Source organism: Pseudomonas sp. AFG_SD02_1510_Pfu_092, from assembly GCF_003331055.1.
GTDB lineage: Bacteria > Pseudomonadota > Gammaproteobacteria > Pseudomonadales > Pseudomonadaceae > Aquipseudomonas.
The window spans coordinates 67,596-90,500 of record NZ_PUQD01000006.1; the positions used below are offsets into that span (position 1 = coordinate 67,596).

General features: G+C 57.4%; 16 protein-coding genes. All 16 read left to right on the forward strand.

Annotated features, from left to right (window positions below):
- Positions 1-683 precede the first annotated feature (683 nt).
- The 16 genes from tssB (at position 684) to tssA (ending at position 22,883) form a co-directional block, all read left to right on the forward strand.
- Complete coding sequence (gene tssB, locus C6A77_RS04655; protein WP_114168222.1) at positions 684-1,187, forward strand: type VI secretion system contractile sheath small subunit; 504 nt, start codon at positions 684-686, stop codon at positions 1,185-1,187.
- Positions 1,188-1,221: 34 nt separating this feature from the next.
- On the forward strand, positions 1,222-2,760 hold the full coding sequence (gene tssC, locus C6A77_RS04660; RefSeq protein WP_114168223.1) for a type VI secretion system contractile sheath large subunit: 1,539 nt from the start codon (positions 1,222-1,224) through the stop codon (positions 2,758-2,760).
- A gap of 23 nt (positions 2,761-2,783) precedes the next feature.
- The gene (gene tssK / locus C6A77_RS04665; RefSeq protein ID WP_114168267.1) at positions 2,784-4,139 is read left to right on the forward strand and encodes a type VI secretion system baseplate subunit TssK; all 1,356 of its coding nucleotides are present in this window, start codon (positions 2,784-2,786) and stop codon (positions 4,137-4,139) included.
- Positions 4,136-4,816, forward strand: a complete 681-nt coding sequence (tssL, locus tag C6A77_RS04670; RefSeq protein ID WP_114168224.1) for a type VI secretion system protein TssL, short form — start codon at positions 4,136-4,138, stop codon at positions 4,814-4,816. Before tssK ends, tssL begins: the two co-directional genes overlap by 4 nt.
- A 5-nt stretch (positions 4,817-4,821) precedes the next feature.
- Positions 4,822-6,549 (forward strand): OmpA family protein, encoded by a 1,728-nt coding sequence (locus C6A77_RS04675; RefSeq protein ID WP_114168225.1) that lies wholly within the window; start codon positions 4,822-4,824, stop codon positions 6,547-6,549.
- Positions 6,550-6,565: 16 nt separating this feature from the next.
- Complete coding sequence (locus tag C6A77_RS04680; protein ID WP_114168226.1) at positions 6,566-7,069, forward strand: Hcp family type VI secretion system effector; 504 nt, start codon at positions 6,566-6,568, stop codon at positions 7,067-7,069.
- A 149-nt stretch (positions 7,070-7,218) separates the two neighbouring features.
- Positions 7,219-9,873 (forward strand): type VI secretion system ATPase TssH, encoded by a 2,655-nt coding sequence (gene tssH, locus C6A77_RS04685; RefSeq protein ID WP_114168227.1) that lies wholly within the window; start codon positions 7,219-7,221, stop codon positions 9,871-9,873.
- Positions 9,874-9,875: 2 nt separating this feature from the next.
- Positions 9,876-12,257: a type VI secretion system Vgr family protein gene (gene vgrG, locus C6A77_RS04690; RefSeq protein WP_114168228.1), complete on the forward strand. Its 2,382-nt coding sequence runs from the start codon at positions 9,876-9,878 to the stop codon at positions 12,255-12,257.
- Positions 12,254-13,126 (forward strand): DUF4123 domain-containing protein, encoded by an 873-nt coding sequence (locus C6A77_RS04695; RefSeq protein ID WP_114168229.1) that lies wholly within the window; start codon positions 12,254-12,256, stop codon positions 13,124-13,126. Before vgrG ends, C6A77_RS04695 begins: the two co-directional genes overlap by 4 nt.
- 48 nt (positions 13,127-13,174) lie before the next feature.
- Positions 13,175-15,520 carry a DUF2235 domain-containing protein gene (locus C6A77_RS04700; protein ID WP_114168230.1) on the forward strand — a complete coding sequence of 782 codons (2,346 nt, stop codon included), beginning with the start codon at positions 13,175-13,177 and terminating at the stop codon, positions 15,518-15,520.
- Between the two features lie 85 nt (positions 15,521-15,605).
- Complete coding sequence (locus tag C6A77_RS04705; RefSeq protein WP_114168268.1) at positions 15,606-16,073, forward strand: DUF3304 domain-containing protein; 468 nt, start codon at positions 15,606-15,608, stop codon at positions 16,071-16,073.
- Complete coding sequence (locus C6A77_RS04710) at positions 16,061-16,603, forward strand: DUF3304 domain-containing protein (protein WP_114168231.1); 543 nt, start codon at positions 16,061-16,063, stop codon at positions 16,601-16,603. Before C6A77_RS04705 ends, C6A77_RS04710 begins: the two co-directional genes overlap by 13 nt.
- Positions 16,603-16,860: a PAAR domain-containing protein gene (locus C6A77_RS04715; RefSeq protein WP_114168232.1), complete on the forward strand. Its 258-nt coding sequence runs from the start codon at positions 16,603-16,605 to the stop codon at positions 16,858-16,860. The genes C6A77_RS04710 and C6A77_RS04715 overlap by 1 nt, the downstream gene beginning before the upstream one ends.
- Before the next feature lie 77 nt (positions 16,861-16,937).
- Entirely contained in the window at positions 16,938-17,990 is a 1,053-nt protein-coding gene (locus C6A77_RS04720) for a hypothetical protein (protein WP_241507386.1), read from the forward strand.
- A 124-nt stretch (positions 17,991-18,114) separates the two neighbouring features.
- The gene (locus C6A77_RS04725) at positions 18,115-21,300 is read left to right on the forward strand and encodes an ImcF-related family protein (RefSeq protein ID WP_114168234.1); all 3,186 of its coding nucleotides are present in this window, start codon (positions 18,115-18,117) and stop codon (positions 21,298-21,300) included.
- Positions 21,297-22,883 (forward strand): type VI secretion system protein TssA, encoded by a 1,587-nt coding sequence (gene tssA / locus C6A77_RS04730; protein ID WP_114168235.1) that lies wholly within the window; start codon positions 21,297-21,299, stop codon positions 22,881-22,883. The genes C6A77_RS04725 and tssA overlap by 4 nt, the downstream gene beginning before the upstream one ends.
- Positions 22,884-22,905 lie beyond the last annotated feature (22 nt).

Sequence of the window (22,905 nt, forward strand, 5' to 3'; positions counted from 1 at the left end):
CTAAACCTCGGATACCCCGAAGCGATACTCGGCAAGAAGCTTGCGAAGCTTTCGCTCAAATTCATAAATTGCGTTTCAAATGAGCATCCAGCTGTATCTTTCAGCTGGGATTGCTTGACGGCGAGAAGGTGTTCGAGCGCCCGGTATTCGGCGAGAAGAGACATGTCTTGCTCGGTCATTGGCTGAATGAAGCCTGAAGATCGATCATGTGCGACGCAAGTGCTGACGAATTTTCAGGTGGGTTTGTGTATTTGATTGGTTTAATTACTGCTGTTCGAAGTAGGTACATTCCTGCGCTTTCTGGGAGTAATGGTCATGTTCGACGGGTGCGTCGGGATGCGCTGTGCGTGTTAACTTAAATTTTATTTTTTGAGGAGTGGCCTGAGCCGATGACTTCCAATTTTCTGCCATTCTGCAGATATTGGTAGATGTATTGATATGGGTCAAGGCGTGGCTTGCTGAATAAATAAAGTGCGCAAGGTGTATTGTTAGTCGTTGGGCCCAGCACAGTTTGTAGGAAACGTCCTAGTTTTGCGCAAGGGGTAGCGAAAAGCAAAAACGTGGTTCACATTAGTCAGGGAAGCATTTCTCGGTTGGATCGGGGTGGGGCATCGCCGGATTGTCGAATCCTGTGCTGCGAACTGCTCTTTTTCAAGTGCACTGCTGGCTATTCAGGAGGAACCATGGCGTCAAACAGTTTTCAGAACGAGGTGCCCAAGGCGCGGGTCAACATCAAGCTTGATCTTCACACTGGCGGTGCTCAGCGCAAGGTTGAGCTTCCGCTAAAGCTGATGCTGATGGGGGACTACAGCAACGGAGAAGAGCAACGTCCGCTGTCAGAACGGCCTAAGTTGAATATCAACAAGAATAATTTTGACCATGTGCTCTCCGATCTTTCTCCGAGTCTCAAGCTTATTGTCGAGGATACGCTATCGGATGAGGGTGGGGAGACGCCAGTCGAACTCAGCTTTCAGTGCATGAAAGACTTCGAACCAGAACAGGTTGCCCGACAAATTCCGCAGTTGCGTGCGCTGTTAGCGATGCGGAATTTACTGCGTGAACTGAAGGCCAATCTTTTGGACAATGCAACGTTCAGAGCTGAGTTGGAGCGGATACTTAAAGATGAGGCGCTGAGTGAAGAACTGCGCAAGGAACTAGCGGCTCTGGCGCCTCTGGATCAACGCTAGAAAATTTTCATATCGATTGACGGGAAGCTAATCAATGTCCGAAGAGCAATCTTCTGCGCAATCGCGTGGCGCCACCGTGCAGGTGGAAGAAAGTCAAAGCGTCTATCACGCGCTGTTCGAAAGAATACACCTTGAGCCACTTGATCAAATGGGAGGCATTGAGGCGTTCCAAAGCCTGGAGGCTTTATCGGAGGCGACGGCTAATGAACGCGTTACCGCGTCGGTAAGTGTTTTCCTGGATCGGCTCAGGCAAGTCTCGCCGAAGGTGGAGCGGCTGGACAGGGCGTTGCTGGATGAGCAAATCGCCTCGATCGATGCCCAGATCAGCAGCCAGCTGGATGCGATAATGCATCATCCGGATTTCCAGCGGGTCGAATCAATCTGGCGCGGCGCGAAGTCATTGATTGACCAAACGGATTTCCGTCAAAACGTCCGGATCGAGCTGCTTGATGTCAGTAAGGAGCATCTGGCGCAGGACTTTGAGGATGCACCGGAGATCTCGCAAAGCGGTTTGTATCTGCACACCTATACCCAGGAATACGATACGCCTGGTGGGGAGCCCATCGCGGCGGCAGTTTCGAATTATGAGTTTGGGCGAGGGGCGCAAGATATCGCATTATTGCGCAATGTTTCGAAGGTAGCGGCTGCCTCCCATATGCCGTTTTTGTACGCGGTTGGTCCGGCCTTCTTCGGCAAAAGTACCATGGAGGAAGTTGCCGCGATCAAGGATATTGGCAACTACATGGATCGTGCGGAATACATTAAGTGGCACGGCTTTAGGCAAAGTGACGATGCGCGTTATGTGGGTGGGACAACACCACGCACATTGGGTCGTCTGCCTTATGGGCCTGACACAAACCCTGTGCGGTCTTTCAACTATGAGGAGCGAGTCAAGGGGCCGGATCACAGCAAATACTTGTGGGTAAGCTCGACATTCGCTTTTGCGGCGAACATGGTCAAGAGTTTTATTGCCAATGGCTGGTGCGTGCAGATTCGAGGTCCACAGTCGGGTGGCGCGGTGACCGACCTGCCGATTCATTTGTATGACATGGGAACAGGCAGTCAAGTCAAGATTCCTTCGGAAGTGATGATTCCGGAAACCCGAGAATTCGAGTTTGCTAATTTAGGTTTGATTCCGCTCTCTTACTACAAGAATCGTGACTACGCCTGTTTTTTTTCGGCTAACTCGGCTCATAAGCCGGCGATCTATGACACGGCGGAGGCCACCGCGAATAGCCGCATTAACTCTAGGTTGCCTTACGTGTTCCTGCTTTCCCGCATTGCACACTATCTGAAACTGATACAGCGGGAGAACATTGGCACAACGAAAGACCGTCGTTTACTGGAGCTGGAACTCAATAGGTGGGTCAGTGGCTTGGTCACCGAGATGACGGATCCAGGAGATGACTTGCAAGCTTCTCATCCGCTGAGGGAGGCAAAAGTGATTGTCGAGGACATTGATGACAATCCGGGCTTCTTCAGGGTCAAGTTGTTCGCTGTGCCGCATTTCCAGGTTGAGGGCATGGACATCAACCTCTCATTAGTTTCGCAGATGCCCAAAGCAAAATCTTGATTGCGGTTGCGGGAGTGTATGTCGTGAAAATCGATCGGCCTTTATGGGCATCCGGAGTGGTGTTGTCTGCGCAGCAGTTTCAACAGCAGGCCCGCTTTGAATCGTGGACCAATCAGAGTATTGCCTCACTGGGCTTGGTCCATCTTTGGGGCATCCGAAATATAGCGTTTGATGCAGATGCGCTGAGGTTGGGTAAGCTGATAACCACTCGGCTTCAGTTGTGCCTGCCAGACGGTACTTTGATCGATACCGAGCGGTTGGATCGACTACCCAGTGCTCTTGAGCTCTCTCGGGTATTGCCCGGTGATGTCCAGGCGGCAACGGTTGTGCTCGCTTTGCCACTGGAACAGGCCAATGGTAACAACTGCCTGTTTGAGGGCAACAGCTCCGAGCGGCCCGTCAGATATCACCAGGCATGGCGTGATACCAAGGATCTCTACACCGATGAAATGCAGTCCATCAGCGTGCTCGAACATGCACTGAGCTTGCGTCTGGCTGATGACGATAATGCGGATTACGTGACCTGCCCCGTGGCTCGTTTGCTGCGTGATGGCAAGGATGGGTGGGCCATTGATGATACCTACATCCCGCCGTTGCTGAGGTTTGATGCTCATGCTGGGTTGTTGCGACAACTCGACAACTTGCTGACTCAGCTGTCCGCCAAGCGTGAGCGTTTGATGGGGATGCGCCGGGAGAGCAACCAGCGCATGGCGGACTTTGCTGTTGCGGATGTCACGTTGTTCTGGTTGCTCAACGCACTGAACACCTATCAGCCTGTGTTGGCAGACCTGAAAGCGCAACCTGCTAGGCATCCGGAACAGGTGTATCAAGAATTGGTGAAGCTTGCAGGTGGTCTGCTGACCTTCTCGTTAGACCAGCACATAGAGGACATACCTGCCTACCAGCACGCAGATCTTGAGGCGGTTTTTCCGCCGTTGATGCGTACCCTTTCTACATTGCTGGAGGCGAGCCTGCCGTCACGTGTGCTGGCCTTGTCACTGGAGGCACGCAGCGCAAACCGTTGGCAGGTTTCTCTGAGCGATCCGCGTCTGCTTGAGCCAGATGGTGCTGACTTCTATCTCTCGGTTCGCTGCCGGCTTCCGGCCGTTCAGATTCAAAGCCAGTTCCCCCGGCTGTGCAAGATCGGTTCTCCCGATGACGTGGACCATCTCGTCAATGCGGCGCTCGATGGCGTTCCTCTGAAACCTTTGAGCCATGTGCCGGCGGCAATACCGTTGCGGCTGGAGAATCAGTACTTCGCACTCGACCTCGGCCATGCAAAAGGGCGTGCGATGTTGGCTAATGGGGTCTGTGCGGTCTATGTCCCGAGTATGTTTCAGGATATCCAGCTCGAATTGTTTGCGGTGCTTCACTCATGAATCGTGCGACACAAAAGAACGCCACAGCCAAGGTGGATATCGACGCGCTGCTACAGGATACCTATCTGTTGGTGGTCGAGTTGCGACACGGTACTGGGGCGCACACCAGTCCAGAGCTGTGGTCACGTTGCGTTGCTGATGTCGAGCATGTACGCGCCACGCTTCAAGAGGGCGGCCTGGATCATCGTAGTATCGAGCTGATCAGTCATGCGCAATGTGCCCTTCTGGACGAGACAGTGCTTGCTTGCGCCGAGGGTCGAGCCCATGAGGATTGGGCGATGGAGACCTTGCAGGCAAAGTTCTTCAGCAGCCACCAGGCGGGTGAGTCGCTCTACGAAGATATGCGTACTGCGCTGCGCGAGGCCTCTGTGCACCCTCACGTACTCACGGTCTTTCAGCGGGTGCTGATGCTTGGCTTCTTGGGCCGCTATCGAGATGCCAATCACCCGGAGCGGCAGCAGTTGTTGACTGCCATCTCTGCCGAGGTGCCACCTCTGGTCACAAGCCAGTCACTGGTCATCCCGCTAGACACTGGTCCACGGATGCCGATCTGGGGATGGCTGCGCGCTCCTCTGGTTCACATCGTGATGGCCGCTGCGCTGTTGGTAGGCGCCTGGTGGGGGCTTGATAACGCGTTAGGTGAGGCAGTGGCCTCACTCTTGCCGGTGCAGGAGTGAGCGTAATGCCGGGGATACACAGACAAGGGCTTTGGCTATGGGCCGGTGCGCTGTCCTTGTTGTTGATTGCCACGTTGCCGCTGGCTGCAGGGGTTCAAGCCATCGCGGCTCTGCTAGTCAGTGCTTTGGTGGCGGTGGGTTGGCGCCGGATATTACGTGCTACCGGAAAACGTACACAGCTGCAGTGGAGCAGCGGTGTCAGCCTGCCTGCTGGATCGTATCGTCATCCCGTTGTTCTGGTGGTAGGTGATTGCCTGGCTGAGCTGTTTGAGGCCTCGTCTGCTGAGCAGTTGGCTCCACGAGTAACAGGGGAGGGGTGTTATGTGCCAGTGCCCGACCTTTCGAAGTTGCCCGTAACCGTCGCCGATCTCTTGCTGGAGCGGCCAGAGTGGGGTGGGCAGCTCAGCGTCATGTGGGTCGTAACCCCCAGTGCCCATACTGACGGCGCAGTGCTTGCGAACCAGATACAAAGCTTGTGCCATCAGGTCGTGATAGTGCGCAAGCGAGGTACTTCGCTGCCGCTGCTGATTGTGGGCTACTTCCCGAGCGCATTTGGGGCGTCGCCCTGGTTCAGCTGGGAGGCTGAAGTATCAACTGTGCGAGTGCGTGAGGCGTGTGAGTGCCTGACACTTACCGAATGGCAGCACAGGGGCACAGAACCTGGAAGCCAAGCCGATCGACTACGAGCCACGGTGCAGTTGAACGCAGCCGTTGGTTGGCTGAACGGAGCGTGCTTGCCCGAAATGGGCAGGCGCGATTCTCGCGCAGAAATGGCATCTGCGTTCGCCGTTGCGGTTGCATTTGTTCCCAGGTCTGAGGGGGCGCGTGACAGCAACCTCTGGCACCGTTGGCTGCAGGAGCGGACAGGCCTTTCCTTCAGTGGTGTGGCTAATCAGGCCAACGCGTCATTGCCCTTTCCTGATGCGCTGCTACATCTGCTGCCCGGCAGGGCTCAACACAGTCGGCGAAGCGGGGCCCTGGTGATAGGGGTCTGGTTGTTCGTGCTGACGGCTTGCGTCGCACTGATCAGCTCTGCCAGGCAAAACACGCTCCTGATACGCCAGGTCACCGATGACTTGCGACGCTACAGCACTGTTTCGCTGATCCCCGATGCGGACAAAGTGTCGCAACGCCAGGAGGCACTGATGGTGCTTCGCCAGGATGCGCAGCGCCTGGATCACTACTACCGCCAGGGGGAGCCGTGGTCACTTGGTATCGGGCTGTATCAAGGCGAAAGATTACGTCCGTCACTGTTGGCTGCGATCAACGGCCACCGCATACCGACCGTGCCTCAAGGCGTGCCTGAAAAGCCACGCACGGTTCGCCTGGACAGCTTGTCGCTGTTCAACAGTGGCAGCGCGCAGTTGAAGCCAGAGTCGACCAAGTTCCTGGTGAATGCGTTTGCGGGCATCAAGGCCCAGCCAGGTTGGTTGATCGTGATCACGGGTCACACGGATACGACGGGTAGTGACGAACAGAACCTGCGCTTGTCGCGAGCACGCGCCGCTGCGGTTCACGACTGGATTCAACACATGGGTGACATACCCAGCAATTGCTTCGCAGTACAAGGCTTGGGGGCGAGTGAGCCCGTTGCAAGCAATGACACGGAACAAGGACGGTCGGCCAATCGCCGAGTTGAAATTCGCCTGGTGCCCGAGGCGGGGGCTTGTCAGTCCTCGACTACGGCCTCGGGATTGCAACCCCTGTCGCACTCCGCGACGCCCAACGCTTGAAATGAGGAACTTCTAAATGGCTATCCCTGTTTACCTGTGGCTGAAAGACGATGGCGGGGCCGATATCAAAGGCTCGGTGGATGTAAAGGGCCGCGAAGGTAGTATTGAAGTGGTCGGTCAAGATCATGATCTGTATATCCCAACCGATAACAACACCGGCAAATTAACCGGTACGCGTATCCATACACCTTTTGTTTTCACCAAGGAGATAGACGCCTCTTCTCCTTACCTCTACAAGGCTGTGACGACCGGGCAGACGCTTAAAGAAGCGGAGTTCAAATGGTACAAAATCAATGATGCCGGGCAGGAGGTGGAGTATTTCAACACCAAACTGGAAAACGTCAAGGTCGTGAAAGTTGCACCAAAGATGCACGACGTCAAAGACCCAGCGAAAGAGAAACACAATCACTTGGAATTGGTCGAGTTGCGCTACGAGAAGATCACTTGGGCTTTCAAGGATGGAAACATCATCCATTCGGATTCTTGGAATGAACGCCCTAGCGCCGCTGCCGCTGGATAAAGACTGGCTGTCAGCCCAAGTTGGTTGACGGCCCCCAGTGTCTTGGGTTGAGCGTCCGTGCGCGGACGTTCAGCCAAATACACCTCAGATAGTCAGATGCGCTCGCACTTGTGGCGACATGTTGATCATTGACGACAAGGATGCCCTGTATGGCACACGATCCTACACGCCTGCTTCGCCGGCTAAACGCCTATTGTACCCAGGCACTCACGGCAGCAGCTTCACTTTGCCAGGCACGTGGGCACAGTCATATCACCGTTGAACACTGGCTGTTGAAATTGTTTGAACAAGGCGAGGGTGATCTCGTGGTCATCGCCCGCCGATACGAGTGGGATATGGATGCCATCTGGCGGGGACTGCTCGACCACTTCAACACATTGCCGCGCAGCGTTCTCAGCAAACCTCAGCTGAGCGGTGAAGTGCGGCAGCTGATCACCAATGCCTGGTTGTTAGCATCGCTGGATCGTGACTGTGAGCAGTTGCGATCCGTTCACCTGCTGGGGGCGTTATTTGAAGCTCCAAACCTGCTTAAGTGTTCAGCCGCTTGGCCTGTATTGAGCATCGGTCCTATGCAATCGGAGCAAATGAAAACGCTGCTCGAATTTGACTCGGAAGAACATCAATCAGAGCAGAGGTCATTGTTCAAGCCAGAAGTGCCAGGAAAGGCTGAGGCTGTGGTCGGTACAGGCGGTGATTCGGCACTACTCGCCATCTTGGATCAGTTCAGCCATGACGTTACTGCCAAGGCTGCAGCAGGGCAGATTGATCCGGTCTTCGGCCGCGACGATGAGATCCGTCAGATGATCGATGTGCTGAGCCGTCGGCGCAAGAACAACCCCATTCTGGTAGGCGATCCAGGTGTCGGCAAAACCGCGCTGGTCGAGGGGCTGGCTTTACGCATCGCCAGCGGCGATGTCCCCGATAGCCTGAAACCGGTGTGCATCCGTACGCTGGACCTGGGGTTGTTCCAGGCGGGCGCCGGGGTCAAAGGCGAGTTTGAGCAACGGCTGAAAAATGTGATCGACGCTGTTCAGCGGTCAGAGACTCCGGTGCTGCTGTTCATCGATGAAGCTCACACATTGATCGGGGCTGGTAACCAGGCAGGGGGCGCAGACGCCGCGAATCTGTTGAAGCCTGCCTTGGCACGTGGGGAGCTGCGCACCATCGCTGCCACCACCTGGAGTGAATACAAGCAGTACTTCGAGCGCGATGCGGCGCTGGAGCGGCGCTTCCAGATGATCAAGGTCGATGAGCCAGATGATGCCAATGCCTGTGTGATGCTGCGAGGGCTCAAAGCGCGTTATGCCAGCTACCACGGCGTGCATGTCCAAGACGCTGCGGTGCAGGCAGCGGTTAGCTTGTCTCGCCGTTTTTTGACGGGGCGACGTTTACCGGACAAAGCGGTGGATCTGATTGATACCGCCTGTGCGCGGGTTCGCATGAGCTTGGACTGCGAACCTCAGGCTCTGGTCCAGCTGAAGTCGCAGAAGATGGCTTTCACGGCAGAGCGGATGGCGCTGGAAGACGACGCACAGCTTACCGGTAATTCGGATGAATCTCGCTTGGCGAAGATCACTGCCCAACTGGTGCAGCTGGAGAGTCAGCAAGCCGCGTTGGAGTTGCAGTACCAACAAGAGCTCGATCTCACCCACCAGCTGCTCAATGCTCGCCAGGCCGAGCAGGTCGATACAACTGTCTGCGCTCGGCTTCAAGATCAACTCAGCTATGTGCAGGGGAGTCGGCCACTGCTGTCACTCGACGTGTGCGCACGCAGTGTGGCTGAAGTGATCGCCGACTGGACGGGCGTGCCTCTCGGCAGCTTGCTGAAGGACGAACATGCCAGCTTGTTGAACCTGGAAGATCAGTTGGCCGAGCGTGTTGTTGGTCAAGACCTCGCGCTGCTTGCGCTTGCCCAACGGTTGCGTGCCGCCCGAACGGGCCTCACTGATGACAAAGCACCGATGGGCGTGTTCCTGCTGGTCGGGACCAGTGGTATCGGCAAGACAGAGACGGCCCATGCATTGGCCAGCAGCCTGTTCGGTGGTGAGAAATCGTTGATCACGCTGAACATGTCGGAGTACCAGGAGGCGCATACCGTCAGCCAACTCAAAGGTTCGCCGCCCGGCTATGTGGGCTACGGTCAGGGCGGGGTGCTCACCGAAGCCGTTCGCCAGCGCCCCTACAGCGTCGTGTTGCTGGATGAAGTCGAGAAGGCCCACCGTGACGTGCTCAACCTGTTCTATCAGGTGTTCGACCGCGGCTTCATGCGTGATGGAGAAGGAAGGGAGATCGATTTTCGCAACACGGTCATCTTGATGACTTCCAACCTGGGTAGCGACCTGCTGCAAGGCAGTGTCGAGCAGCAGCCAGACATTGGGGAAGCGGTACTGCACGAACTACTGCGTCCCGTGTTGCGCGAGCACTTCCAGCCTGCGCTGTTGGCGCGCTTCCAGACCTTGATCTTCCGCCCGCTGGGGAGCGATGCACTCAAGCGCATAGTCGCCATCAAGCTTGATCAAGTGGCCAAACGCTTGCTACGCCATTACGGCCTGCAATGTGAGGTTGATGACTCGCTCTACGAAGCGCTGGTCGCCGCCTGCCTTTTGCCCGATACCGGCGCTCGCAATATCGATAGCTTGCTCAACCAGCAGATCCTGCCGGTCCTCAGCCAACAGTTGCTGCAGCGCCAAGCCCTCGGTCAGCCAACACAAGCTGTGACGCTCGGGTACTGCGAAGACGCTGGTATCAGTTTGAGCTTTTCGGATGAACACGACCCAGCGCTGCTGGCTACCGAGAGGACCTGATCATGGCGAAGCCAATAATGGGTTCCACCCACAACCGCTATCAGTTAGAAGTTGAAGACCTCACGGCCGAACTCGATGTACTGTCATTCAAAGGCGAGGAATGGCTAAGCCAGCCATTCAAGTACACCATTGCGTTCACTTCCCAAGAGCAGGATATCGAGGCGGCGCAGATCCTTGGTAAGGATGCCAGCTTCCATCTGGGCAAGTCTGAACTGATCACTCAGCTTCCAATGCCTGACGGGGCGTCACGCACAGTGCATGGCGTGATCACGGGTTTCAAGCGTGTCTCCGGCTCCCGGGATGAAGCCCGCTACCAAGTCACCCTTGAAGCGCACCTGGCATTGCTCGGACGTGGCAAGCAGTACCGGATCTATCAGCATCAGTCGGTACCGGAGATCGTCGAAAGCATCCTGCGCAGTCGCCACCAGCTGGAAGGGCAGCACTTCGTGTTCGACCTGGCACGCGAATACCCCAAGCGTGAACAGGTCATGCAGTACGGCGAGAGCGATCTGGCCTTCATCAGCCGTCTGCTGGCGGAAGTCGGCATCTGGTATCGCTTCACCCACAACGATCGGCTGTACATTGATGTGGTCGAGTTTCACGACCATCAACGGCACTACCAGTTCGGCATCAAGCTGCCGCATCGCCCCCTGTCGGGTTTGACCAGCAATGGTCAGGACGGCGTATGGGCGCTGCAAGTTCAGCATCAGGTGGTGGAGCAACACATCAATGTGCGTGCCTATCACCACCGGGACGCAGCCGCCTTCCTGGATGGCGAGGTTGATCACAGCCGGGGTGCTACCACTACTTACGGCGAAGGCTATCACTACGGCGAACCCTATACCGCGCTGGGTGACGCAATTGACCGGGATGAAGACCTGCTCAGCGAAAGCGGCTACTTCTATGCGCGCCTGAATCATGAACGCTTTCTCAACGACCAGACCCGTTGCAACGGTGTCAGCAGCAGCGTGACGCTGGCCCCAGGGCAAGTGCTGACGGTCACTGACGGGGCGCCGCAGGTCTTTGAGCCTGGCGTGGTCATCACCCATCTGACCGTCGAGGCAGCACGCGACCGGAGCTTGGAAGCCAAGTTCGAAGCGATCCCCTACTCGGAGACGATAGGATTTCGGCCAAAATTGCTGGGCAAACCACAGATTGCCGGTACGGTGCCGGCGCGGGTCACCAGTACGCAAAAGAACGATCCTTATGGCCATATCGATATGGAGGGACGCTACCGGGTCAATTTCCTGTTCGACCGGGACACCTGGCGAGCAGGCGAGGAAAGCGTCTGGCTACGTCTGGCACGCCCCTACGCCGGTGACACCCATGGCCTGCATTTGCCGTTGATCTGCGGTACTGAAGTGGCGGTGGCGTTCGCGCAAGGTGATCCAGACCGGCCCTACATCGCCCATGCCTTGCACGACAGTGAACATCCCGACCACGTGACGCTGCGCAACTACAAGCGCAATGTGCTTCGAACCCCGGCGAACAACAAGTTGCGCCTGGACGATACGCGTGGGCAGGAGCACATCAAGCTCAGTACCGAGCACAGTGGCAAGAGCCAGCTCAACTTGGGACATTTGGTGGATTCGGACAATCAGAAACGAGGAGAAGGCTTTGAGTTGCGAACCGATGCTTGGGGGGCGATTCGTGGCGGCAAGGGCGTATTCATTAGTGCTGACAAACAGGCTAATGCTGCGGGCGGCGTGCTCACCATGGACGGCGCCAACACCCAGTTAGAGAGCGCGAAGCAACAACTGGCCCAGTGGAGCCAAATTGCTCAGACCCATCGCAGCCGCCAGCCTGATGTCGAGGCGTTTAGCCGGTTCAAGGCTGAGGCAAAAAACCTCAAAGGCTCCGCAATTCTTCTTAGTGCACCTGATGGTATTGGTGCAGTGACGCCGGCAAGTTTGCTCTTGAAAAGCGGTGAAGCACTCAGTGTTCAAACTGACGAAGAACTCAACTTGACTGCAGGCAAGCGGCTGTTTGCCCACTCCGGCCAGGGCATCTCGTTGTTAGCGCAACTGCAAGGTATGCGTCTGGTCTCCGGCAAAGGCCCCTTGGAAATCGAGTCGCATGGCGACTTGCTCAATCTGATTGCTCAGCAAGACATTACTGTCCAGTCTGTGGGGGGGCACATTCAATTGACCGCAAAGAAGGGCATTACGCTCGGCTGTGGCGGCGGTTACATCCGTATTACAGATCAAGGTGAAATTCAGATTCATAGCCCGGGACTGATCAGTCTCAAGGGCAAACATCGATTTAACCCCCCGGCGGGTGAGGCCTTCGAACTGCCTGAGTTGCCGGGGGCTGTATGTAAGGAATGCTTGAAGAGGGCGCAAGCCGCTGCACAGGGCTTCGTACTCAGGGAGGCACAGGCATGAGCACACAATCGGCCACCACGTGGCTCAGTCTTCTGCTGTGCGCGTGCGAGGAGGCACAGACCACCTATCTGCACGTGATCATCGACCAGGCTGGTTGCGAGTCACCGATGCGCCCCAGTGTGCTTAGCGTCGACCCGCCGCTGGATTGCTACTCCCTGTTCACTGGGCTGCCTGAGGAAGGTGCCGAGGATCTGGCCCCCCTGCTGGTGCGGGTTGATTTGACGCAGCCACTGCAGAGGCAATGGTTTCTCGGTTTGCTGAACGCCACCCAAGGCCTGCCAGTGTTAATGGCCCTGGCATCTGATTGGCCCTTTCCGATGCTCGCAGAGCACCTTGGTCGCTGCATTGAGGCACTCAACGGAGGATGCCTGGGCATACTGCGCTACTACGATCCGCGGCTGTTTCCCCTGCTGTTCAGTCACGTACTGGCGCCCGAACAGCACCAAGCATGGTTACAGCCCGCTTTGTTCTGGAGTTGGCTTGACCGCGATGGCTTGCCCCAGCACCTGCTTGGAGCAGCCGAAAGTCCAGTGATCGACGACTCGTTCACGCCACTTGAACTCAGTGACAGTCAGATCGACGTGCTCTGTTGTGCCAGCGATGCTACCGCAGCAATGGCAAGCCTAGCTGCGGAACTTCCCGGCGAATGGGGTGCGGAACAGCGTTTCCGCGGTTGCTATAGCGGGATGTTGGCTGCCAGCGCGGCCGGTCTGCTGACAAGCGCTCAGCGAGAGGCTTATACCTTCGAACACTTGCGCCAGATTTGGGGAAGTGAACCTGCAATGGTGGGAAGGACGGATGACATGGCTTTCGCTGACTGGCAAAGGGGGGATGTTGCTGGCCAACTTGCTGCCCGCCAAAGTGATTGATCCCGCACTTTCTACCAAGAAACCACTGCATAGCCAGGAGCCAAATTCATGTCTCAGAGAAAGACGCCTGTTAGTTATCCCCCGCAGTTCCCTCAGCAGGGCCGGTTGCCTCAGCGTATGGAGCAGGTTCAGGCGAACATCCTACAGCAGTGTGAGCAAGAGCGTGGCTATCATGATTTACTTTGCCTGGCTTCCGGTTACCGTCAGTCGCCTCCCTGTTGCAAGACTGTTCACATCAGCCTGTTTTTCGACGGTACGGGCAACAACCTCAATAACGACCTGTTCGAGTCCAAGGTTGCTCACCCCACTAATATCGCACGGCTGTTTCGCGCGAGCATCGGCGCCGGTCACGTGGACGGTGCTAGCCATCACGGCCGCGCGCAGAGTTTGACTGACGCAGCGGGTATTGATAGCGGTCAGTACTTTAAGTACTACATACCGGGTGTGGGCACACCGTTTCCGGAAGTGGATGACTTGGATTACAGCAGTGAAGGCCTCGCTTTTGCGCGCCGTGGTGAAGAGCGTATCAATTGGGGGTTACTGATGCTGATTGATGCACTACGGCGTGCCTTGGGACTATCCGGGTTAACCAATACAGACTTGCAAAAATCTGTCAACGCCATGAGTACCTGGATGGGGGTGAGTGAGTGGAAGGGCGATCAGAACCGAAATCTAGAGTTCCGTAAGCAACTCAAAGCCATTGCGCCGGACTTGCGTCTTGTCTTAGATGAAAAGCCCCCGTCTGGGAAGTCCAAGTTGCTCGGGCTCAAACTCTATGTCTATGGATTCTCTCGTGGGGCAGCGGCGGCACGGGCCTTTGTCAACTGGCTGAACTTGCTGTTGTCTCGCCGCGAGGCCGAACCAACACTTACGCTTTATGACATCAAGCTACCGGTCACTGTGAAATATTTAGGGCTGCTGGATACTGTAGTATCGGTGGGGTTTGCCGATATCTCGCCAGGGGCGACGGGGCATATGAGTTGGGGCGATCGAAGCCAAGTACTGCCGGCAGGGAAACTAATAGCCAGATGTCTGCATATTGTTGCGAGTCACGAGCAACGTTTGAGTTTTCCGTTGGAATCGATCCGCAGGGAGGATGGTGAGTATCCAAAAAATAGCGTGGAGGTAATCTATCCCGGAGTGCATTCGGATCAAGGAGGGGGATATCCACGTGGTGATCAGGGAAAGGCAGTTGCTCAGGATGATCGCTTGCTGCTTTCGCAGATCGCGCTGAATGATATGTATGCTGACGCGTTGACCCATGGAGCACCGCTGAAGGTGCCGGAAGAGACTTTACCTATAGGTCTAAGTAATCAGCGCTGGAGAGTTATGGGTGCTGATGTAGTGAAAGAATTTAGTATTTCTGGGACGCTGGTTGATCGTTTCAATGCCTGGCGGCACGCGACGCTTAATCTAATACCTACAAAAGGTTCACTTTCGTTTGACCAAGTTGAACAATACCAACCTTCGCTGGCAGCAGTCTCGCTGGAAGAGGCAATTCGTGTCCAACTTGCTTGGATCACTGCATGGCGCATCGATCGTTACGCCTTTGCCAGCCTCAAGACCACACAGTTTTACCGTAATGCCAGTGATACGCATGGCACGGAGGACGCCCTCAGGCGCGCAGAAGCAGAGCGGGAGCAACGGCAGGCGAAGGTCGAGGCCCGTCGCCTGCAGCAAAAAGCCCGCGAGCGCAAAGGTGCTCCAAGTATGCCGCTGGAACCTGGCATCCCCGATTTCGATCCCGATAGAGCACAAACTCAATTGCGTGAAGCTGCTGAAGAGTTTGGAAAAATTTATCGAAACCTTGATAGCGACCCCTACCTAACGTTCTTGCGCATAGCGAAGCAAGTGAATCCCATTGCAAGGTTGACTTACCACAACAGTGCCGAAACCCGAGCCGAACGAGAACGCCTCAAGGCAGCTGGGCGTGAAAAAGTCAGTCAGCTCTTCCCTGCACCACCAGGTGAGCGCAACCATACTACAGAGGCCTCACGCGGTAGTGTCGACGAGCACCGCAATAGCCAGAAGCCAGAAGGGCTTTTGCGGGCCTTGTTCGATGACCAGGTACATGACTCGCGTGCCTGGTTTCTGCACGCCTTGCTCAACAATCGCTACCTAGGTGTAAGTTTGTCGGCGGGACGTGAACCTTGGGGCAGTTACTTCAACGAACGCATGGTGTTTTTCGGTGAGTCTGACCGAAGGGATCTGGCGTTGAGGGTCGAGCCTGACGGGGAGTCAGCGCCTGCGCTCAGCATTGCCGCGACCTCAGGGCATATTCAGACGATGCCAGTGGAGGAAGCTCAGCAAAGGGCTGAGCGCCAGCAACGCATCACTGCAGTCTGGGATGCCCATTACGCTACGGTGAACGAGGTGAGCAATGGGCTTGGCTGACAGGGGAGTGCAGCAAGTCAAAGCAAAACGTGCAGTCAAGTTCATGCGGCGCCATGTATTGGACGTTGCTCTCGGCACTGTGGCGATGGTTGTGGGCGTTACGGTAGCCAGTGCGAGCACCATTTATGGGGTCAACCACACTCATTGGGCAATCAACCAGTTCAGTGTCGATGGCCGTTCAGCCGTTGACGTTATTGGGCCATACCAAGGCGGCGGTGGAGGGTGCTGCTACACCGTTCCACCGCAGTGGCGGTCAGGGATGACGGTACGGGTCAATTGGGAAACCGGAGTAGGGGGCACAAAAGGATTCCCTGGATTTGCCGATGAGGCGAAGTATGACGCCTGGTTGCAACAAATCGAGGCACAAAAGCGCAGGCACCAGAAATTTGTCCCTGTGCCCGACTACTCCGACCAGAGAGTCTGCGGCATTACCGTGCATTTCCTGCCCTGTGATGACATTCAGGTCACTACCTCCTGTTACGCCTACGGCAGCCCTGAGTACCCGATCAAAATCCCGCTGCAATTGCCGGAGCCGCAGTCATGCCTTCGTTGAATCGCATTGTCCTTGCCATCTATGCCGGCCTGTCTCTGCTCATGCTCGCCCGGCCTGTTGATGCCAGCGCGATCTATGGCGTCAACCATACCCATTGGGCGATCAACCGGTTCAGTGTCGATGGCCGTTCAGCCGTTGACATTATTGGTCCATATCAAGGCGGAGGTGGTGGGTGCTGTTACGTCGCACCAGCACCTTGGTATCCAGGCCTGACGGTACGGGTTGACTGGGAAACGGGTGCTGGAAGCACAATTGACTTTCCTGGATTTGGAGATCGGCTGAAGTTTGAGGCTTGGAGAGAAAAGATCCTCGCGCAGAAGCGCAGACATAGCAAAGTCGTCCCCGTCCCGGATTACACCGATCAGAAAGTCTGTGGCATCACCGTGCATTTCCTGCCCTGTGATGACATTCAGGTCACCACCTCCTGCTACGCCTACGGCAACCCCGAGTACCCGATTAAGACCCCGCTGCAATTGCCGGAGCCGCAGTCATGTCCTGCCAAAAGCTCTGACCAACAGGAGCAACAGTAATGCGCGCGTTCATTAGAAAGGGTGACAGCGTACGGGAGGCAGGCGGCGAGGTGCTCGAAGGGCACTATCTGTGTGACGGCGAGCCGATTGCCTGCAAGGGGGACGCTGTGCGGTGCAACCTGCATGGGCTGACGGTGATTGCCGAAGGCAGTGACCTCATTGAGATCGATGGTTGCCCGGTGGCACTGCACGCTCACCGCTGTGCTTGCGGCTGTAGCCTGGTCAGTTCCATACCCGATGCCTTGGCTGCTTCATGAAGAGATTTCCGGTGTTTGCACCCTATCCATTGGCACGTGAGCCTCGCTATTCGCGCTGGTTTGCAGGAGCAATCGGGTTGTTGGCATTGCTCGGTATTGGAAGTGTCCTACCGCCTTCCCTGGTTGCACCGCACCTTGTCGCCTTTGCGGTGGGGGGGCTGTTGCTCGCTGGTTTATTGGCATTCTTGCTTCATGTGCTCTATTTCCGCTTCAACCGCCACAACGCCCAGTGCTATGGCGAAGCGGTGGAGCGGGAAGAGCAGGCTTGGTGGGCACAGCATCGCCAGAAAGCTGCGCTGGTCGAGTCGGTTCTGCTGAGCGCTTCGTGCGGTAGCCCGGAGGATCTGGATGGCTTGCTGGACCCTTCGAAACAGTCACCCGTGGCACGGGAGACGGGTGAAGGCTTGGCGCTTCGTTTGCTCCAGGTGTTTGGACGCGACGCGAAGCAGCGCGAGCAAGAACTGGCAACGCTGCTCGCACTGAAGTGGGGAGCACAGCGTGACACCGATCAGGGCCTGACTCCATCAAGCTGTTACTGGCATGGCTCGCAGGCAGCATGGCGTGCATTCGTCGAGCAGATGGCGCAGTGCTGTCCAGACGTGCACCTGCCTGAATATCCTCAGACATGGGATGGGATTCTTAGCCTTGAGGCGATCATCGATCAGATGCAAGGGGCTCCTGATGGTGCGCGTGTGCTCTGTGCCGGTTGTCGGAGTTCCCCACCTGATCGTGCAAGTTCTTTGCCGGCAGGTGAGGCCGCAGTGCTATGGCTACTTGGCGCTGAAGGAGACGTGGCCTTTTTTCGTGGCGAGTGGTTCTCGCAGGCAGACGAGGATCTGGCGACTGTTGCCGAGCGGGCTGTCGAGCAAAGCCTGCTAGAGGCACCGGCGCAGATCTGTATAGCGTTTTCTCAGCCTCATGTGCCTGATCTGGCCGCAATCGGCTGGGATGCCAAAACCAACGCTCAGGACGCCAACTTTGGCGCGTTGGAACAACTGGAAGCTATGGTCGTGCAGACCCTTGCCGCTTGGTACGTCCAGCAGCATGGCGTGCCCTGCGCATGGCTGGCTTCAGACCCTCATTTCACCTTGACCCTTGGAATTGTGCGGCCCCATGAATCAGGTAGCTGAATCACAAAAAGTATCTGCTTGGCGAACGGTTATTTTACTCGCTGTAACGATGGCTTTAATTGTCACCGCCTGTGGGGCGGCTTGGTGGTTCTGGGCTGGGCACCCCAGCAGTCGGGCTTCACTCATGGACCATATTTTCAAAGGTCTGATCTTTTGGGGACTGCTTTTCGTGACCGCGGTGCTCGTATGGCAGGCAGTGCTGCACGGTATCCGAGGCCTTGTGCATCGTCCCTGGGTGCAATCGTCTGATCTGAAGGTCGAAACTGGGCCTCCAGATATGAGTGCGCAAATCCAGCAGCATTTGCGTGAGCATCATGGTCAATTCTGGCGGCGTCGGGTCCGGTTGTATGTAGTCATAGGTGAGCCGGCCGAAGTCGAAGCGGTCGCGCCCGGTCTGACGCATCAGCTGTGGTTGACGGGAAAGGATACGGTTCTGCTCTGGGGTGGCAGTGTACAGACCGCTCTTGATCAAACGTTGATAGAGCAATGGTGCACGCTAGGCCACAGAGGAGGGCTGCATGGCACTCTCTGGGTGGTGAACAAAGCTCAATGTAGCGATAGCGAGTCTTTGGGCTTTGCTTTCAATCGGTTGCAGGGACTTGCCCGGCTCTCAGGTTGGAAGGTACCCGTCCATGTATGGCAGATCTGCCAGAGCGAATGGTCACAGCCAGCCCGCGACGTGCGGGCGGTAGGCTGCCTATTGCCATCGCGATTTTCTCCAGACCAGTTAGCTGAGCGTCTGCGTAACTTGCAACAGCCGCTGCGCGAACAGGGTTTGGCGCAGATGCAGGTCCAGATAGCGCACGACTTTCTTCTGCGGCTTGCGCGTGACCTCCAGGTTGACGGTGCTGCTCGATGGTATCGCCTGATTGAGTCCCTTTCAGGAAGGGCCACACGTGGCATCCAGATCCGTGGCGTGTGGTTCAGCTTGCCAGTTCATAGGTCTGGATCTGCGCCGGTAATCGATCATCACTGGCCCGAAGACCCTGCCTGGTCAGGGATCCTCAGCGACCGGTCCGCACGAGCCCGACGACTGGGCTGGCACCCCGCCAGAGTCGCCTACGTTTCTGCACTGGGCCTGGCCTCCATCTGGGGCATCGGCTTGTTGTTGTCCTTTGCCAGCAACCGTGCCGAGGTCGGTCAGATCGCGGCGGCGTACAGCGCGTTGCAGCAGCCCGTAGCAGGCACCGACACCAAACAGGCACTGGGCGAGCTGGTACGTGAACTCTCCCGCCTGGACTACCGATCAGAACACGGCGCACCGTGGTACCAGCGCTTTGGCCTGAACCGGTCGCACGAGCTGCGTGAAGCGGTGTGGCCGCTCTATACGCAGGCCAATAACCAGCAGCTCCGTAACCCAGCCGTCGCTGAGCTGGAAAAACGGCTCAAAGCGTTGGTCAACTTGCCTCCGGTGAGCCCTCAGCGCGCCAAGCAGGCACAGCAGACGTACGACTACCTCAAAGCCTATCTGATGCTGGCGCGCCCGGAGAAGGCCGATGCCGCGTTCCTGGCTCAGACCCTGGGCGCAGCCGAACCGGCATTGTGGACGTTCTACGGCGAGCATCTGCCCGAGCACCCTGACTGGGCGATCAAGGCCGACCTCAGGTTGATCGCCCAAACGCGCCAGGTGCTGCTGCGCGAGCTGGGGCAACGAAATGCTGAAAGCAGCCTGTACCAGCAGGTCCTCGACAACGCGGCGAACCATTACCCTGCGTTGGGCTTGCAGCAGATGGTCGGCGACACTGATGCAAGCGCCTTGTTCACAAGTGCTGAACAGGTCCCAGGTGTATTCACCCGTCAAGCCTGGGAAGGGCAGGTCCGCGCAGCCATTGAAGACGCGGCGCAGGCGCGGCGCGAAGAGATCGACTGGGTACTCAGCGACCACCCTAACGACATCGCCAAGGCGCTGAGCCCCGAGCAACTCAGGGAGCGGCTGACCACCCGCTACTTCCAGGATTACAGCAGTGCCTGGCTGGGCTTCCTCAACAGCCTGCGCTGGCGGCAGAGCCATGGCCTGAGCGATGTGATTGCACAATTGACGCTGATGAGTGATGTGCGCCAGTCGCCATTGATTGCCCTGATGAACACGTTGAGTTACCAGGGTCAGGCCGGCGTTCGTGGCCAGGCCCTGGCCGATTCCCTGATCGAATCAGCGCAGAAGTTGGTAGGGCAAAAAGCAGCGCCGATAGTCGATCAACTTCCCCAAACACCCAGCGGCCCGCTCGACAGTACCTTCGGCCCCTTGCTGTCGCTTCTGGGAAAGGAGGCTGAAGGCCGAGCGGGTGATGACCGTCTGAGCCTGCAAACCTTCCTCACGCGGGTCACCGCCGTGCGCTTGAAGCTGCAGCAGGTGGTTAATGCACCTGATCCAGAGGCAATGATCCAGGCACTGGCGCAGACGGTATTCCAAGGCAAGGGCGCGGACCTGACCGACACCCAGGCCTATGGCAACCTGATCGCCGCCAGCCTGGGCGCCGACTGGGGTCCAGCGGCCAACACACTGTTCGTGCAGCCGCTGGATCAGGCCTGGCAACAGATTTTGCAGCCGTCGTCGGCAGGCCTCAACAGGGCGTGGCAGCGCGCGATCGTCGATGAGTGGCAGGGCGCTTTCAGCGGCCGGTATCCCTTCGCCGCCACCAGCAGTGACGCTTCCTTGCCCATGCTGGGACAGATGATCCGAGCCGACTCCGGGCGGATCGAGCAGTTTCTAGCACAGCAGCTCACAGGGCTTCTGCGCAAGGAGGGCAGCCGCTGGGTAGCAGACTCGCGGCAAGGTCAGGGGCTACGTTTCAACCCGGACTTTCTGACAGCGATCAATCAGCTCAGTCAGCTGGCCGATGTGCTGTACACCGATGGCGGCATGGGCTTGAGCTTCGAGCTGCAAGGCAAACCTGTGCGTGATGTGGTGCAGACCACCTTCGTGCTCAACGGTGAAAAGCACCATTACTTCAACCAGCGAGAAAGCTGGCAACGCTTTCGCTGGCCTGGGCAGGGTGACCATCCGGGCATCAGCCTGACGTGGAGCAGCGTTCACACCGGCGAACGTCTGTTTGCGGACTACCAGGGCACCTGGGGGCTGATTCGTCTGCTGGAGCAGGCCGATGCCACGGCGCTGGACGATGGCGACAGTCGCTTTAGGGTCGTGCTGAGTGCGCCGGATGGCCTGGGCCTGACCTGGCACTTGCGCACTGAGTTGGGCGAAGGCCCGTTGGCACTGCTCAAGTTGCGCGGGTTCAGCTTGCCGCGAGAGATCTTTTTGGTAGAGGGCCGGGCTACCCCGCAGTACACGCGGAATGGGGGCTTCGAATGAGCCTGAAAAGCCTGGTCGAAAGCTGTTTGCCCGCCAGCGAGCCACTGGTCATAGCCCGCAAACACAGCGAATCCTGGGAGCCTTGGCTAACACCCATCAGCGGTGGTGCACCGGTGGGAGAGGATCCGGGCTACGACGATGATTTCCAGCGCATGCGCGAAGAGGTCAACAAACTCTCCGGAGCGGATGTGGACCTTGTGGCGCAACTGGCGCAGAAGCTGCTCCAGCAGTCCTGCAAAGACCTTCGCGTTGCCACCTACTACCTGTGGGCTCGCTTGCACCGGGACGGTGAGGCCGGTTTGGCAGATGGCCTGAGTTTGCTGGCTGCGCTGATGGAACGCTATGCCTACGACATCCTGCCGGTGCGTCCCAATAGCCGCAAGATGGCCTTGGAGTGGCTTGCCGGCAGCAGGGTCCTGGGAAGCCTGTCGCTGTACCCTCAAGTGGTCAAGGCTGAAACCGAGCGAACGGTGGCTGCGTTGGTGTGGTTGGAGCACGGCTTCAGCCGGTGGCCAGAAGACCAAAAACCACGACTGGACGCCTTGTATGGCGCCCTCAGCACTCGACTCGCTGTGTCGGGAGGTGTTGATGCAATCGTCCCGCAGACTGGGAGTGATTCACCTGGAGACAGTTGGGCGGCTGGCCCAAGCCCGACACGCATAACGTCCGGTCGAGATCTGCTGGACAGTGGTCGAGGGCTAGCCAGCTATCTACGTGATCAGCCCGAAGGGTGGTTGGCGGCGCATCGGCTGATGAAGAGCCTACGTTGGGACACCGTGCATCAGGTACCGCCGCAAAATGCCCAGGGGATTACCCGCCTGGCGCCGCCACGCGGCGAATATCGCGCTCAGCTCAAGCGCTTGCACCTGCAGCAAAGCTGGAGCGAGTTGATTGATCAGGTCGAGCAGATGTATGCCGAAGGCGTCAATCACTTCTGGTTGGATTTGCAATGGTACCTCCATCAGGCCTTGAGCAAATCGGCTGATCCCTACAAAAGCTGGGCGGATATCGTCAAACACGATCTGGCCATGCTGCTGCACCGTCTGCCGGGCGTGGAGCTGCTGTGTTGGAGCGATGGCTCGTCATTCGCTGATGAACCCACGCGTGAGTGGATCAACCAGCAGGTCAGCGGTAACCGCCCAGAGCAATGGCTGCCCGCAGCGGCCCCCGCACCGTCGGCGGCCGCATGCGAAATACTCGCCTTGGAACCCGAGGCACTGGCGCAAGCGGATGCTGACGGTGTGGAACAGGCGCTGGCCTGGCTGGCGAGCCGGCCCGATGTGCAGACCGGGCGACAGCGTTGGTTACTGCGTTTGCTGATGGCGCGAGTGGCCGAGCAGTGCGGCAAGGCCGAGCTGGCCATTCATTTGTTCACTGAGCTGGACGCTGCCGCGCAACGCCACACCTTTGCCGATTGGGAGCCTGACCTGCTCTTCGAGGTCAAGGCGCGCTTACTCAAGCTGCTGCGTTTGAAGGCCCAGCGCAACGACGCTGACCGGCCTGCGTTGGCGCGGCAAATGGAACAGCAGCTGGCAGCACTCGTATCCATTGACCCGGTACGTGCTGCAGTGCTGTGCAGCTAATTCACTTTGATCAGGAATCTGT

Coding starts and splice junctions, on each gene's coding strand:
- tssL (WP_114168224.1), top strand. CDS start 4,136: ATGAATCGTGCGACACAAAAGAACGCCACAGCCAAGGTGGATATCGAC.
- C6A77_RS04715 (WP_114168232.1), top strand. CDS start 16,603: ATGCGCGCGTTCATTAGAAAGGGTGACAGCGTACGGGAGGCAGGCGGC.
- C6A77_RS04710 (WP_114168231.1), top strand. CDS start 16,061: ATGCCTTCGTTGAATCGCATTGTCCTTGCCATCTATGCCGGCCTGTCT.
- tssH (WP_114168227.1), top strand. CDS start 7,219: ATGGCACACGATCCTACACGCCTGCTTCGCCGGCTAAACGCCTATTGT.
- C6A77_RS04705 (WP_114168268.1), top strand. CDS start 15,606: ATGGTTGTGGGCGTTACGGTAGCCAGTGCGAGCACCATTTATGGGGTC.
- tssA (WP_114168235.1), top strand. CDS start 21,297: ATGAGCCTGAAAAGCCTGGTCGAAAGCTGTTTGCCCGCCAGCGAGCCA.
- tssC (WP_114168223.1), top strand. CDS start 1,222: ATGTCCGAAGAGCAATCTTCTGCGCAATCGCGTGGCGCCACCGTGCAG.
- C6A77_RS04675 (WP_114168225.1), top strand. CDS start 4,822: ATGCCGGGGATACACAGACAAGGGCTTTGGCTATGGGCCGGTGCGCTG.
- C6A77_RS04725 (WP_114168234.1), top strand. CDS start 18,115: ATGGACCATATTTTCAAAGGTCTGATCTTTTGGGGACTGCTTTTCGTG.
- C6A77_RS04680 (WP_114168226.1), top strand. CDS start 6,566: ATGGCTATCCCTGTTTACCTGTGGCTGAAAGACGATGGCGGGGCCGAT.
- tssB (WP_114168222.1), top strand. CDS start 684: ATGGCGTCAAACAGTTTTCAGAACGAGGTGCCCAAGGCGCGGGTCAAC.
- vgrG (WP_114168228.1), top strand. CDS start 9,876: ATGGCGAAGCCAATAATGGGTTCCACCCACAACCGCTATCAGTTAGAA.
- C6A77_RS04695 (WP_114168229.1), top strand. CDS start 12,254: ATGAGCACACAATCGGCCACCACGTGGCTCAGTCTTCTGCTGTGCGCG.
- C6A77_RS04700 (WP_114168230.1), top strand. CDS start 13,175: ATGTCTCAGAGAAAGACGCCTGTTAGTTATCCCCCGCAGTTCCCTCAG.